This window comes from Aeromonas sp. S41-2, assembly GCF_027705845.1.
GTDB classification, from domain to species: Bacteria; Pseudomonadota; Gammaproteobacteria; order Enterobacterales; family Aeromonadaceae; genus Aeromonas; species Aeromonas hydrophila.
This window is the reverse complement of the sequence record NZ_JAPDCG010000003.1, coordinates 248,660-263,101: the sequence shown is the minus strand read 5'-3', so window position 1 is coordinate 263,101 and position 14,442 is coordinate 248,660. Positions and strand designations below refer to the sequence as shown.

Here is a 14,442-nt window from a genome sequence, read left to right as displayed (position 1 = left end):
TATGAGCAACGCCAATATGCTCCCCTCGCCCATTCTGGCTCTTTCCGGGATCATCAAGACCTTCCCCGGGGTACGCGCCCTCGATGAGGCGGGCCTCAAGGTCTATCCGGGTCAGGTGATGGCCTTGCTCGGCGAAAACGGCGCCGGCAAGTCGACCCTGATGAAGGTACTGACCGGCATCTACCAGGCCGATGCGGGCAGCATCAGCTATCGCGGCCAGCCGGTTCACTTCAAGGGGCCCCGCGACTCTCAGGATCAAGGGATCAGCATCATCCACCAGGAGCTGAACCTGCTGCCTGAGCTGTCGATCGCCGCCAACATCTTCCTCGGCCGCGAACCCCGTACCCGCTTTGGCAGCATCGACCACAAACAGCTGCGCGAACGGGCCAGCACCCTGCTGGCACGGCTTGGCGTCAAACACGGCCCGGATACCCGGCTCGGGGATCTCTCCATCGGTGAACAGCAGATGGTGGAGATCGCCAAGGCGCTGTCGTTCGATGCCAGCGTCATCATCATGGACGAGCCCACCGATGCCCTCACCGACACCGAGACCGAGCAGCTGTTCGTGGTTATCCGCGAGCTGCGTGAGCAAGGCTGCGGCATCGTCTACATCTCCCATCGCTTGAAGGAGATCTTCGAAATCTGTGATCGGGTCACCGTGCTGCGGGACGGCAAGTGGATCGGCGAGCAGGCGGTGAGCGAGCTCGACGAAGACAGGATCATCGAGATGATGGTGGGTCGCCGGCTGGAAGAGCAGTACCCGCGCCTCGCCCGCGAGCTCGGCCCGGTCAGCCTGCAGGTCAAGGATCTGGCCGGCCCCGGCGTGCGCGGAGTGAGCTTCTCCCTGCGTCAGGGTGAAATTCTGGGCTTCAGCGGCCTGATGGGGTCCGGGCGTACCGAGCTGATGAAGCTCATCTACGGCGCCAGCCCCATCAGCGCCGGTGACATTACCGTGGATGGCCATGCACTGGTCCCCAAAAGCCCGGCCGATGGTCTGGCCGCCGGCATCGCCTACATCTCCGAGGATCGCAAGGGCGACGGCCTGGTGCTGGAGCTGTCGGTGCGCGAAAACATGAGCCTGTGCGCCCTTGGCGAGTTCATCAGCCACGGCAAGATTGACGGCCAGGCCGAGCGCCAGGCGGTGGGCGACTATGTGCGCCTGTTCAACATCAAGACCCCGAGTCAGGATCAGCTGATCAAGCTCCTCTCCGGCGGCAACCAGCAGAAGGTGGCCATCGCCAAGGGGCTGCTGACAAGGCCCAAGGTGCTGATCCTGGATGAGCCGACCCGCGGCGTCGATGTCGGCGCCAAGAAGGAGATCTATCAGCTCATCAACCAGTTCAAGAAGGAGGGGATGAGCATCATCCTGGTCTCCTCCGAAATGCCGGAAGTGCTCGGCATGAGTGATCGCATCATGGTGATGCACGAAGGGCGCATCAGCGCAGAATTCAACACCCGCGATGCCAATCAGGAGAAGCTGATGGCAGCGGCAGTCGGTAAACAGTGGCAAGCAGAGCAAGAGGCAGCACAATGACAACCCAAACCCTTTCCCGCCGCGGCGTCATGAGCAAGGCCTGGTGGATCGAGAACAAATCCCTGGTCGCGCTGCTGGTGCTGATCGGCGTGGTCTCCTTCCTGAGCCCCAACTTCTTCACCGCCGACAACCTGCTCAACATCCTGCGCCAGACCTCGGTCAACGCCATCATGGCAGTCGGCATGACGCTGGTCATCCTCACCGCCGGCATCGATCTGTCGGTCGGCTCGGTACTGGCCCTGTGCGGCGCCCTGGCCGCCACCATGGTCGCCATGGAGCTGCCCATCGCCCTGGTGATCCCCCTCACCCTGGGGGCCGGCGCCCTGCTTGGCGGCATCAGCGGTCTCATCATTGCCAAGGGCAAGGTGCAGGCCTTCATCGCCACCCTGGTCACCATGACCGCCCTGCGCGGCGTCACCATGGTCTATACCGAGGGGCGCCCCATCTCCACCGGTTTCAGTGACGGCGCCGATCACTTCGCCTGGCTGGGTACCGGTTACCTGTTCGGTCTGCCGGTGCCCATCTGGCTGATGGCCATCGTCTTCCTGCTGGCCTGGTTCATGCTCAACCACACTCGCCTGGGTCGCTACATCTATGCCCTCGGTGGCAACGAATCGGCCACCCGCCTCTCCGGCATCAATGTGGACCGGGTCAAGCTCGCGGTGTATGGTCTGTGCGGCATGCTGTCGGCACTGGCCGGGCTCATCGTCACTTCCCGCCTCTCCTCCGCCCAGCCGACCGCCGGCATGGGGTACGAGCTGGATGCCATCGCCGCCGTGGTGCTGGGTGGCACCAGCCTGATGGGGGGCAAGGGCCGCATCATGGGTACCCTGATCGGGGCGCTCATCATCGGCTTCCTCAACAATGCCCTCAACCTGCTCGACGTATCGTCCTATTACCAGATGATCGCCAAGGCCAGCGTGATTTTGCTCGCCGTGATGATCGATAACAAAAGCAAGTAAGCACACACAAGGAATGAAATGATGAAAAAGCTCAATACCCTGCTCGCTGCCGCCATCATGTCCGTGCTGGGCACCGCCCAGGCCGCCGATCACACCCTGGCCATGGTGGTCTCCACCCTCAACAACCCCTTCTTCGTCACCATGAAGGAAGGGGCCGAAGCCAAGGCCAAGGAGCTTGGCTACGAGCTGGTGGTGCTGGACTCCCAGAATGACCCGGCCAAGGAGCTCTCCAACATGGAAGATCTCACCGTGCGCAAGGTCAACGCCATCCTGATCAACCCGACCGATTCCGAAGCGGTAGGCAACGCCATCCGCTTGGCCAACAAGGCCAACATCCCGGTGCTGACCCTGGACCGCGGCGCAGCGCAGGGTGACGTCAAGGCCCACATCGCCTCCGACAACGTGGCAGGTGGCAAACTGGCCGGCGATTTCATCACCCAGAAGCTGGGTGCCGGTGCCAAGGTGATCCAGCTGGAAGGGATCGCCGGTACCTCCGCCGCCCGTGACCGCGGCGAAGGCTTTGCCCTGGCCGTGGCCGCCAACAAGCTGGAAGTGCTGGCCTCCCAGCCCGCCGACTTTGACCGCACCAAGGGTCTGAACGTCATGGAGAACCTGCTGGCCGCTCACCCGAGCGTGCAGGCGGTGTTCGCCCAGAACGACGAGATGGCGCTGGGTGCCATCCGCGCCGTGCAGGCCGCCGGCAAAGAGGTGATGATCGTCGGCTTCGACGGCACCGACGATGGCAAGGCCGCCGTGGCCAAGGGTAAACTGGCCGCCACTGTGGCCCAGCAGCCCGCACTGATCGGCGCCATCGGCGTGGAAACCGCCGACAAGGTGCTCAAGGGCCAGCCGGTGGAAAAATCCATCCCGGTTCCGCTGCAAGTGGTCAGCAAGTAAGTTGACGGGGGAGGTTCGCCTCCCCCTTTTCACTCAAGGTTGACGGTGCCTCCCGGCCTGGATCCGGCTTTCGTGTCCATGCCAAGATGCATCAGGAGTACTCAACATGAATCGTCTCGTCGTTCTGGGCAGTGTCAATGCAGACCACGTGCTGCGCGTTCCCCACTTTCCTCGCCCGGGTGAAACCCTGACCGGCCACAGCTATCAAGTGGTGCCCGGTGGCAAGGGCGCCAACCAGGCGGTGGCCGCCGCTCGGTTAGGTGCCGAAGTCTCCTTTATCGCCCGCATCGGCGATGACGCCATCGGCCACCAGATGAAGACCGGCTTTGCCAAAGATGGCATCGACGTCAGCGCCGTCGAACTCGACCCCAAGCTTCCGACCGGCATCGCCATCATCTATGTGAGCGATGAGGGGGAGAACAGCATCGGCATCTCCGCCGAAGCCAACGGTGCCCTCACCCCGGCCGTGGTGAAAAGCCATGACGCGATGATCGCCGCCGCCCATACCCTGCTGCTGCAGCTGGAAGTGCCGCTGGAGAGCGTGCTGGAAGCCGCCCGCCTGGCCCGTGCCCACGGCACCCGGGTGGTGCTCAACCCCGCCCCCGCTCGCCCGCTCTCAAGCGAACTGCTGGCACTGGTCGACCTCATCACCCCCAACCAGACCGAAGCCGAGCTGCTGACCGGCGTCAAGGTCACCGACGAGGCGAGCGCGGCCGAGGCTGCCGTCCGTTTCCACCAGATGGGCATCGGAGAGGTGATGATCACCCTGGGCTCGCAAGGGGTCTATTGCAGCAAGGGGCAGCAGCAAGCGCTCATTCCGGGTTTTCGGGTGAAAGCAGTAGACACCACGGCGGCCGGCGATACCTTCAACGGCGCCCTGCTGGCGGCCGAGCTCGCCGGCGCGGACTTTGACGCGGCCGTGCGCTTTGCCCACGGCGCCGCGGCGCTTTCCGTCACCCGGTTTGGTGCCCAGAGCTCCATCCCGAGCAAGCAGGAGGTCGACGCCTTCCTGCTTGAGCAGACTGCGCAGGGGCACTGATGGCCAATATCAAGGAGGTGGCGGCGCTGGCGGGGGTGTCGACCACCACCGTCTCCCACGTCATCAACGAGACCCGTTTCGTCGCCGAGGAGACCCGCGAGCGGGTCTTCAGTGCCATGCGCGAGCTCAACTATGCCCCGAGCCTGGTGGCCCGCAGTCTCAAGGTGAAGGAGACCAACAGCATCGGCATGCTGGTCACCACCTCCAGCAACCCCTTCTTCGCCGAGGTGGTGCGCGGGGTGGAGCGTTACTGCTTCGAGCAGGGCTACAACCTGATGCTGGGCAACACCGAGGGGCAGGCCGAGACGGCGCTCTCCTACCTCAAGATGATGCTGCGCAAGCGGGTCGACGGCCTGCTCATCATGTGCAGCGAGGGGCAGCAGGAGGTGTTCAACCAGCTCGACTGGCTCAAGAGCCTGCCAGTGGTGGTGATGGACTGGGGGATGGAGAGCGCCGACGTGGACCTCATCGCCGACAACTCCCATCGCGGCGGCTACCTGGCGACCCGCCACCTGCTGGGGTTGGGTCACACCGCCATCGGCTGCATCACCGGTCCCCACAGCCGCGCCCCCGCCAACCAGCGTCAGGCGGGCTTCGAGCAGGCGATGCAGGAGGCCGGGCTCACCGTCAACCCACAGTGGGTCCAGGAGGGTGACTTCGACTGCGCCAGCGGCCACCAGGCGATGACCCGCCTGCTGGCGCTGCCCGAGCGCCCCAGCGCGCTGTTCGTCTGCAACGACATGATGGCGATGGGGGCCATCAGCGCCGCTCATCAGGCGAGGCTGGTGATCCCGCGCGATCTCTCCATCGTCGGCTATGACAACGTGGCGCTGGCCGAATTCATGTCGCCGCCGCTCACCACCGTCAATCAGCCGAAAGAGGAGCTGGGTCGCCTCGCCGTCACCCGGCTGCTGGCGCGTATCAATGGCGAGGCGGTGGCGGACCATCTGATCACCGTCGACCCCGACCTGGTGATCAGGGATTCCTGCGCCCCCCGCCCCTGACATTCGCCTGCAATACCTGCAATAAAAGCGCAAGGCGACCCTGGGGTCGCCTTGCTGCGTTTTGTCTCTGGCCGGTTCAATACCGATCTTTGTGCTCAGGCCAGCTGCCTTGCCTCACTGCCCACCAGCATCTGCAGTTGCACCAGCCCCAGTCGCCGGGCCAGCGGCTGCAACAGCTCGCTGTGTTCCGCATCATCTGGCAGCCAGTAGCGGACAGGCCAGCCGGCCGCCAGCTGGGCCGGGGTGGCGCTGCCAATGTCTCTGAGCGCCAGGGTGCAGCCTTGCTGCCGCAATCCCGCCAGCAAGGCTGCATCAGGCTGCAGCGCCGGCACCAGCAGCACCCGCGGTGTGCGGGAGGCGTCCGGCAGATAGGCCACGACATGGGCCAGCTGGGCCTGGTTGTCGAGCGGAAGCAACAACGCCCGCCCATCGGCATGCTGCGCCTCGTGCGCTTGCAGCAACCGGGTCAGCACGGGCCCCAGCACGCCGCACTCCTGCAGCCAGCGCATGGGACAGGGCGCCCCCTGCTCACGCCAGTAGAGTGTCATTTGCCACAGGTCGTTACCCTGCCCGTCCGTCAACCCCTGCAACGCCACTCGCAGCGGCGCAGGCTCGCGCCCGGCCAGCCAGCCCCGCAGCTGATGAAGCTGATGCTGGCTCAACTGCAGCTGTTGCAGCATGGCCGGTTCAAACCAGCAGATGTCCCCCTCCTGGCTGCGTTTGGCCTGATTGAGGGCCAGAATGGCCTGATCCAGCAGCCGGCCGGCATCTTGCTGCTGCGCCTTGGCCACCCCGAGCCGACAGGCCAGATCGAAGCTGCACTCCCGGGTCACGAACTCGAAATGGAGCAGGCTCACCAGCTCATGAATGCGGGTTTCCAGCGCGCCATCCGCTCGGGTCAACACCACCGCAAACTCGTCGCCACCGAGCCGGTAGGCGTGGCCACCGTGGGCCTGCTGCAGCTTGTCGGCCACCGTCTGCAACAGCCGATCACCGACCTGATAGCCGAGCAGATCATTGACCTGCTTGAAGCGCTTGAGATCGAGCACCACCAGGGCGCTCGCCTCGCCGGCATGCAGGGCACGGGAGAGCTGCTCCTGCAGGGCGCGGCGGTTGCCAAGCCGGGTCAGGGGATCGAGCAGGGCGAGCCGGCGATTCGCCAGGTTGGCGCGAATGAGGGCGGCCACCAGGGCGCCACCGGTCAGCAGCAGGATCAATTGCCAGATCTGCAACCAGAACAGGCTGCTGCGGATCTGGCTGACCGAACGCTCCCGCTCCTGGCCGGAGAGGATCTGATCCCCAATCTGCTCGATGAGGCGGGTCTGGCTGGCGATCGCCTCCTGCAAGCGGGCAAGCTCGGCCCCCTCGGGCAGGGCACCGGCCTCCATCTGAGGTTCGAGCTGCTTGATCTGCTCGAACAATCCGGCCAGCGCCTTGCCGAGCCCATGCCGCTGGCGCGCCTCGGCGGTTTCGCTGCTGATGAGAAAGATGTCGAGCCGGTTCCACAGCAGATCGTAATCGAGGCTCAGGGTCTCCATCCCCAGCCGGCCGGCCCGATAGAGCTGCAGGTCGTAGAGGAAACGCTGGGATTCCAGCATCACCTGGCTGATGTTCCAGTGGATATTGCGGTAGAAGGTATCGACCAGCTGCTCCTGGCGATGCTGCAGATAGAGGCTGCTGCCCGAGGAGAGCAGAAACAGCAGCGACACCGCAACCAACAGCAGTTTGTGGCGGGATGGCCCCATCAATCGACGATCTCGATGCGGGTTACCTGCCACACCATGCAGTTGTGGATGGCGGGCACGTCCAGCTTGGGATAGGAGGTGAACGGAATGAGCAGCCAGAGCGGGCCCTTGTTGCGCCGGGTCAGCAGCTTGCCGTCCTCCTGGCGCACCAGGGTCAGCGGCACGCCGGCGAACAGGGCCAGATCCACCACCTGCTGATAGCCGTTGAGGGCCGAAACGGCGATCTTGCGGACATCCAGGATCCCTTGCGCCGCCAGCACGGCTGCCAGGGTCGGCCCGCGATAGTGGTGGGCGCCCTGGGTCCAGGGGGTGGTAGTGGTGAATTCGGTCTGCGGCAGGGCGGACAGGGCCGCCTCATCGAGGGCCACTTGCTGGCCACCTGGCAGCACCAGGATCATCAGGGGGATCGAGGCCGATGCGCCGGCACTGGCCAGCATCAGGAGAAAAAAAGCGATCCATTGCTTTACTGCGGTCATGGTAATTTGCGCCAACTGCGTCCCATTTTTTGTGGCTGCCAGTGTGGCGATTTCACCGGTTCATTGCAACTGTCCAGTCGCACAATAGCTCAGGAACCGCGCATCTCCATCCAGTTGTGGCCCTCGATCTGTGCCGGCTGGTGGACGCCGCAGCTTTGCAGCAGCTCATCCACGTAGGCCGGCACCAGCAACGAGGCCGGACCGTAGCGCTTCTCGTCAAACTGGCTGCCCACTTCGCTCGGCTCGAGATTGAGCTCGATGGTGTGGGCCCCGTTCAATCCCGCCTCGTGCACGAAACCGGCTGCCGGATAGACGGCGCCCGAGGTGCCGATGGAGATGAACAGATCGCACTGGGCCAGCGCGCTGTAGATGCGATCCAGCCCGAGTGGCATCTCGCCGAACCAGACCACGTGCGGGCGCAGCGGTTGGGGAAACTGGCAGCAGGTGCACAGCTCCTCCTGCTGCAGATCGCCGCGCCACTCGATCACCTGGCCCGAGCCCGGGCAGCGCGCCTTGAGCAGCTCCCCGTGCATGTGAATGAGGTTCTTGCTGCCGGCACTCTCGTGCAGGTTGTCGATGTTCTGGGTCACCAGGGTGACGCAGCCCGGCAGCAGGCGCTCGAGCCGGGCCAGCGCATAGTGGGCCGGATTGGGGTGGATGTGGGGTTGCTGCAGCTGGTGGCGGCGGGAGTTGTAAAAGCCCTGTACCAGGGCGGGATCCCGTGCGTAGCCCTCCGGCGTTGCCACGTCTTCGACCCTGTGCTCTTCCCACAGACCGTCACAGGCACGAAAGGTCTTGATGCCCGACTCGGCCGAGATCCCGGCACCGGTAAGAATGACGATGTGTTTCGCTGACTGCACCATGACTGACTCCCTCTGACGACCTCTCTGGCTGACCTTAGCACAGGGTGAAAAACCGGCCTATTCGCCCTTGGTCTTATGACGCGGTTACAGGGTGTCGAGCACGCTCAGATCGAGTCGCACGAACACCAGCTCCCGCCCTGTCACCAGGGTGAGCGGCAAGCCCAGCCCGCGCAACAGCGCCAGCATGGGGCGATTCTGGGGCAGCACCTCCGCCGTCCACTCGCGAATGCCTTCGGCGCGCGCCAGCAAGGCCAGCGCCAGCAGGATGCGCCGCCCTGCGCCCCGGTGCTGGAAGTGATCGGCAACGATGCAGGAGAACTCGGCCCGATCCGGGTGCAGTCGCCGCCGGATGGACTGGGCCTGGGCCAGCGGTCGCCCCTGACCGTCGGTCAGCAGCAGCCCGATCTGCTGCTCCTTGGGGTAATCGAGGAAGAAGGCGAGCTGCTCGTCACTCGGGATCTGCTTGGCGCGCATGAAACGCAGGTAGACACTCTGTTCGCTGAGCTCGCCATAGGCGGCCCTGATCCGCTCGGGATCGGCCCCCGCCAGCTCCTGCAAGCGGCAGGGAATGCCCCCCACCTCCATCATCAGCGGCAGGGCAGCCCGCGAATGAGGATGCAGCCAGCCGGCGAGGGCGCGCCGCAAGCGGGCCTCGTCCGGTGGCCAGCAGAGATAGCGGGCCACCGTCTACCAGCGCCCCGCCACGCCCTGATCGCGCCACAGATTGCTGTCCAGCAGGTTGAAGGGATCGTCCAGATAGAGGGCAATCCCGAGCTCCCTGGCCCGGTTGATGAAGCGCCCCAGCAGGGAGTCCGGGGTCATGGCTTCCAGGCCAGGCAGCAGACTCTGTCCCAGCAGCAGGTGCTGCAGCGGCATCCGCTCCAGCAAGTCGAACGGCATGTGCTGATCGTTGTCCAGCAGCAGTGCCAGCTTGGCCCCCGCCAGACTGGCCTGCAGCACCAGGGCAAAACGCTCCGCCTGGCTCAGCAGGTGGTCGCGCCGGTGGATGAGCAGGGTGAGCTCGCCGGGCTCCCTGCCCTGCTGGACCAGCCACTCGCGCACCCGCTCCCAGCGCGGCGGCAAGCCGGTCACCGCCAGCCAGATGGGCAAGGGCGACGGGGGATCGGACAAGAGCCCGAGCAGCCCTTTCTCTTCTCCCTGCCAGGTGCGGATGGTACGGCGCAGGCCGCTCAACCGGCGTTGGCGCTGCGGCCCCAGATAGAGCGTCTTGAGCAGCCGCAGCAGATCGTCGGCCAGCAGCGGCTTGGCCAGGGCGGCCAGCACGTTGAAACCGGCGTCGTGCAGCAGGCGGCGGGCGCCGTCGATCAGGGTCTGATCGTGGGCCGAGAGCAGCACGATGGGCAAGCCACTGTGCTGGTATTGGGGCTGGCTCATCAGCAGGCTGATGGCATCCTGCTCCACCAGACTGAGATCGCTCACCAGCAGCTTCACCTCGCCGCCGGCCAGCGCCTTGATGCAGGCGTTGCCATCCTGCACCCACTGACAGGGCACCCCCAGCCCCTTGATCTCCTGCTGGATATGGGCCCCCTGAAACGGGTGATCCTCCAGCAACAGCACCTGGGTCTGGGCCAGCCACTCCTGCCACGCCAGGTAGCGACCATTGACCCCCGCCAGCCAGTCATCGGTGAGGCGATAGACACCCTCGGCCTGCGCCGTCAGCTGCGGCAGATAGTCAGCCCCCACATGGGAGTCGGGATCGAACAGGGCGATGGCACCGGCGGCAAACAGCCCTTCCCACTGCCAGCAGGCATCGGGGCGGGTACGGCGCAAGGTGGCAAACTCGGGTAGCTCGACGGCCTTTGCCGTTCGATAGGCGACCCCGTCCAGGGCGTAGATGGTCACGGGGTGGAACAGGCGCTCGTCCGTCTCTTCCGAGTTCAGCAACGCCAGTAACTCTTCATCTGTGATGATCATGTCAGAGCCTCTCACGTAGTCGCCGGCACACCTCATCCAGAGCTTGCCGCAGCGGGGGTAGCAGGGGTTGCCGTGGATCCCGTTTCCACTGCTCGATCACCTGAACAAGCGGGGTGGCTCCCACCATTTTGGCGGCCCCCTTCATCTTGTGTAAAGCGGCTTCAAGCGCCATCTCGTCCCCTTGTGTGACGCAGCGCTCAATGTCGGCCAGATCCTGCCCGGTCGCATCCAGATAGAGCGGGATAAGCTCTGGCGCCAGCAGCGACACCTCCTGCGCTGCCCAGACCTCCCCTTCTGCCGATACGCCGCTTTGAGGGGGCGGCTCGGATGCCGGTGCCTGGTCGGGCTCGCCCAGGCCGCGCAGCAGATTGGCCAGGTCTTTGAGCAGCAGCGGCTTGTCCAGATGACCGCGACAACCACAGCTGGTCAGCTGCGCCGCCGCCTGCTCGCTGAGATCGGCGGTGATGACGTAGGTGGGCAGATGCTGCCAGCGCGGCGAGTCCCGCAGCTGGCGGCAGAGCTCGGCCCCGTCCATCACCGGCATCTGCAGGTCGGTCAACACCAGATCGACCGTTTCATGCTGCAGGATGTCGAGCGCCAGCTGGCCGTTGGCGGCGCTGATCACCTTGGCCCCCAGCTGGGTCAGCTGCATGCTGATCAACACCCGGTTCACCTCGTGATCTTCAACCAGCAGCACCCGCATCCCCTGCCCCGGCAGCGTGATCATGCCCTGGCTAGAGGGCACCAGCCTTGGCTGCATCAGACTCACCACCGAGCCCGGCACCCAGGGTTCCCCCTGCCAGTCCCAGTAGCGCAGCCCCTGCTCATCCAGCCGGACGCTCAATACCGGGCCGGCCGGATCGTCCTGCAAATCCAGTTCGCCCAGCCAGGGCAGCAGATAGTCCCGCTCCGCCTCGCCGAGTTGCACATGCACGCTGGCCACCCTTGGCCGCCAGCGCGGCATCTCCTGCAGCAACACCAGTGGCAGCGCACAGAGGAAACGGCTGCCGCCGGTCGGCCGCGGCTCGACCCGGATCTCGCCACCCATCTGCTCCATCAGCTGGCGACAGATGGCAAGTCCGAGCCCGGTGCCCTGGGCCCGCGGCTGACCCGCCTCCCCGCCCTGCTCAAAGGGCAGGAACAGCCGCGGCAGCAGCTCGGCACTGATGCCGGGCCCCTCGTCGTCCACTCCGCACAACAGCTGGGAGCCAGCGCGGCGGGCCCACAGCACCACCTCGCCACGGGAGCTGAACTTGATGGCATTGGCCAGCAGGTTGTGCAGCACCTGCTGCACCCGATGGGGATCCAGCTCCACCTGGGCGGGCAATCGATGATCGAGATCCAGCCGCAACTGCAACCGCTTGGAGCGGGCCTTGGACCAGTGCACGGCCGCCACGTGCTCGCACAAATCCACCAGATCGGTGGGCTGCAGCGAGAGCGCCAGCTGCCGGTTCTCGTTGCGACTGAAGTCCAGCACGTCGTTGAGCAGGCCCAGCAGCTCGTCCCCCGCCTGGCGGACGTGGGCCAGTGCCGAGCGCTGCTCGGCATTGAGGGAGGTGTGGCTGAGCCACTCCAGCAACCCCAGAATGGCGTTCATGGGGGTACGAATTTCGTGGCTCACCGCCGCGAGGAAACGCCCCTTGGCCAGCACCGCCTGCTCGGCCCGCTCGTGGGAGGCCTGCAGCGCCTGCTCCTGCTCGACCCGGGTCGTGACATCCTGCACCACCCCGTACACCCGCCAACCCTGCTCGGACTGGCTGCGCCCCCGGCCGTAGAACTGCAGCCAGCGGGTGCCCTTGCCCGGGTGCTCATAGCGCAGCGCGTAGGAAAAAGGCTGACCGGCCTGCAGCATCTCCAGCATAGGGGCCTTCATCTTGCGCCTGTCATGTTGATCCAGCCGGCCCAGCGCCTGACCGGGATTGCGGCGGATCTGCTGGCTGGCCAGCCCCAGCAGCTCGTAGCTGCCACGGCTGATGAACTCTACCTGGGCGATGCCTTCTCGCTGCAGCAGGAACTGGATCACCACCCCGGGCACCGTATTGGTCAATGCCCGCAGGCGGCGCTCGGCCTGGCGCAGCAAGCGGGTGCGCTCACGCAGGGCGCTGATGTTGGAGAGCGCGATGAGATCCCCCGCCGGCGACTGCTTGCCAAGCTGAAGCGGGATCTGGGCATAGGAGTAGACCTGATCGCCCAGGGCCATCTCCCCCTCGCCCCCCTGCAACTGGGCCTCTGGCAGGTGCAGCTCGGCCAGGTAGCGCGCCTCCAGCCGTTTGGCCTGCTTGTTGCGCTTGATGATCTCGCCCTGGTTGTCCCGCAGAAACACCGGCACCGGCAGCGCCTGGAACAGCGACTCCCTGAACTGGCTCTCCAGCGCCAGGGTCTGCTCCATCTCCTGACGCTGGCTCACTTCCCGGGCCAGCTGCTGGCGGGAGCGCCAGATCAGCCAGATGACGCCGGCACTGATCAACAGCGCCAGCGACACCGACCCCAGCCAGATCCCGTAGCTGACCCCGGCTTGCTGGGTCAGCACCAGCCGGCGCCAGCGCTGATTGAGATCGTCATTCTGCCTGCTGGTGAAGGCCATCAGGCTCTGCTCCATCACCCCGCTGAGTCGCGGGCTGTGATGGCTGATGGCAAACCCCAGCCCGAAGCGTTGAGGTAGCTCCCTGATATCCAGTCCGTCCAGCTGGTTGTTGCGAAGCGGGTATTGCAGCTGGTAGAGCTCGGCCAGCATGGCGTCAGCCTCGCCACTTTGCACCGCCGCAAGCCCCTGCGCCAGGGTGTCGCTTTTGCGCCAATGATGTTCGCCATCCAGCCGGGCCAGCATCGCTTCGTCATAGAGGGTGGCGGGCACCACTAGGTCACCCTTCACCGCCGCCAGCGTGTCGAACGATTTCGCCTTGCGACTGACCAGGGCATAGCGATTGAGCGCCATGATGCGGGTGAAATCGAAGGCAGCGGTCAGCGCCGGCGTTTCCAGCAGGCCGGCCATCATGTCCGCCTCACCGCTGCGCAGCTTGGCCAGCGCCTCTTCCTTGCTGGCGGTGGGGATCACGTGGAAGTTGAGGCCGGTCTGCTGGCTCACCTGCCGCAGTACGTCGGCGCTCCACCCCTTGAGCTCCCCCTGCTCGTCGAGACCGCTGTAGGGCATGAAATCCGGGTTGACGACCAGCTTGATGGCACGGGAGGTGCCAACCAGCCAGGCCTGTTCCTTGTCGGTGAAGTGAAGCGGGTTGATGTCCTGCTCCCCCTGCGCCAGATAGCGATCTAGATCCTTGTAGAGGGCACCGGGCGGCAGATAACGGATGGCGGTATCGATGAGCTCGCGCAGTTCGGGCTGGTCGCGCATCATCAGCCGGTAGCTCACCACCAGTTCATCACTGCGCAGGCGGCGCAGCCGCAGCCCCTGATCCGGATATTCCCGCATCAGGTAGCGCAGTTGCAGATAGTCACCGAGGTAGGCGGTCCCCTTGCCGGCCGCCAGCGCCGCGTACCAGTTGTCCGCCTCGGTCAGGGGCAACTGGGTTGAGCGGGGATAAAGTGCCCGCAACACCTCGTTCGCCTGCCAGATGGGGGATACCAGGAAGGTTGCCCGCTCCAGATCGCCACGATAGAGGATGGCGGATTCGGCCTCCAGCATGGCACGACTGAGCGCCATGCCCGGCAGGGCCTGCAACGAAGGGCCGACATTGGGAATGAGATCGCAGCGCCCCTCCTGCAAGCCGCGCTGCACTGCCGACCAGTTGGGCAGCTTCTCGTGCAGGAGCGGAAAAGGGAGCTGTTCTGCCAACCGCTCCATCTGATCGATCAGCAAGCCTCCCGATTCCTCGAGATAAGGCGGCCGGATCAGCGCCGGATAACAGATGGTCAGCGACTTGGTGGCATTGGCATACGCCTTGGCCGCCGTGGAGAGGGGTAGATCCATCGCCTGCAGTGGCGTAGCCAGCAGCAGGCCTAGCAATAGGCTGGTTTTTCTCATGAAAAAAT

At 65.1% G+C, this 14,442-nt stretch carries 11 protein-coding genes; 5 read left to right on the top strand and 6 right to left on the bottom strand.

Annotation, left to right across the window (positions count from 1 at the left end):
* Position 1: 1 nt before the first annotated feature.
* The 5 genes from rbsA (at position 2) to OKC44_RS09165 (ending at position 5,436) form a co-directional block, all read left to right on the top strand.
* Positions 2-1,534: a ribose ABC transporter ATP-binding protein RbsA gene (gene rbsA / locus OKC44_RS09185; protein WP_043122877.1), complete on the top strand. Its 1,533-nt coding sequence runs from the start codon at positions 2-4 to the stop codon at positions 1,532-1,534.
* Entirely contained in the window at positions 1,531-2,496 is a 966-nt protein-coding gene (rbsC, locus tag OKC44_RS09180; RefSeq protein ID WP_011706157.1) for a ribose ABC transporter permease, read from the top strand. The genes rbsA and rbsC overlap by 4 nt, the downstream gene beginning before the upstream one ends.
* A 21-nt stretch (positions 2,497-2,517) precedes the next feature.
* Entirely contained in the window at positions 2,518-3,393 is an 876-nt protein-coding gene (gene rbsB, locus OKC44_RS09175) for a ribose ABC transporter substrate-binding protein RbsB (RefSeq protein ID WP_010634030.1), read from the top strand.
* A 106-nt stretch (positions 3,394-3,499) separates the two neighbouring features.
* Positions 3,500-4,432, top strand: a complete 933-nt coding sequence (gene rbsK, locus OKC44_RS09170) for a ribokinase (protein WP_139749321.1) — start codon at positions 3,500-3,502, stop codon at positions 4,430-4,432.
* Positions 4,432-5,436, top strand: a complete 1,005-nt coding sequence (locus tag OKC44_RS09165) for a substrate-binding domain-containing protein (RefSeq protein WP_270812395.1) — start codon at positions 4,432-4,434, stop codon at positions 5,434-5,436. The genes rbsK and OKC44_RS09165 overlap by 1 nt, the downstream gene beginning before the upstream one ends.
* 95 nt (positions 5,437-5,531) lie before the next feature.
* On the opposite strand, the gene OKC44_RS09160 is transcribed toward OKC44_RS09165, so the two are convergent.
* From OKC44_RS09160 to OKC44_RS09135, 6 genes are all read right to left on the bottom strand, one after another.
* A complete protein-coding gene (locus tag OKC44_RS09160; RefSeq protein ID WP_270812392.1) occupies positions 5,532-7,181 on the bottom strand; it encodes a GGDEF domain-containing protein in 1,650 nt (549 codons plus the stop codon).
* Positions 7,181-7,657, bottom strand: a complete 477-nt coding sequence (locus OKC44_RS09155; protein WP_270812389.1) for a hypothetical protein — start codon at positions 7,655-7,657, stop codon at positions 7,181-7,183. The genes OKC44_RS09160 and OKC44_RS09155 overlap by 1 nt, the downstream gene beginning before the upstream one ends.
* Before the next feature lie 89 nt (positions 7,658-7,746).
* Positions 7,747-8,520 (bottom strand): Sir2 family NAD+-dependent deacetylase, encoded by a 774-nt coding sequence (gene cobB, locus OKC44_RS09150; RefSeq protein ID WP_270812386.1) that lies wholly within the window; start codon positions 8,518-8,520, stop codon positions 7,747-7,749.
* A gap of 84 nt (positions 8,521-8,604) precedes the next feature.
* On the bottom strand, positions 8,605-9,204 hold the full coding sequence (locus OKC44_RS09145; RefSeq protein ID WP_017410122.1) for a GNAT family N-acetyltransferase: 600 nt from the start codon (positions 9,202-9,204) through the stop codon (positions 8,605-8,607).
* Between the two features lie 3 nt (positions 9,205-9,207).
* On the bottom strand, positions 9,208-10,455 hold the full coding sequence (locus OKC44_RS09140; protein ID WP_241870687.1) for a response regulator: 1,248 nt from the start codon (positions 10,453-10,455) through the stop codon (positions 9,208-9,210).
* A 1-nt stretch (position 10,456) separates the two neighbouring features.
* Complete coding sequence (locus OKC44_RS09135) at positions 10,457-14,416, bottom strand: ATP-binding protein (RefSeq protein ID WP_270812737.1); 3,960 nt, start codon at positions 14,414-14,416, stop codon at positions 10,457-10,459.
* Between the last annotated feature and the right edge of the window lie 26 nt (positions 14,417-14,442).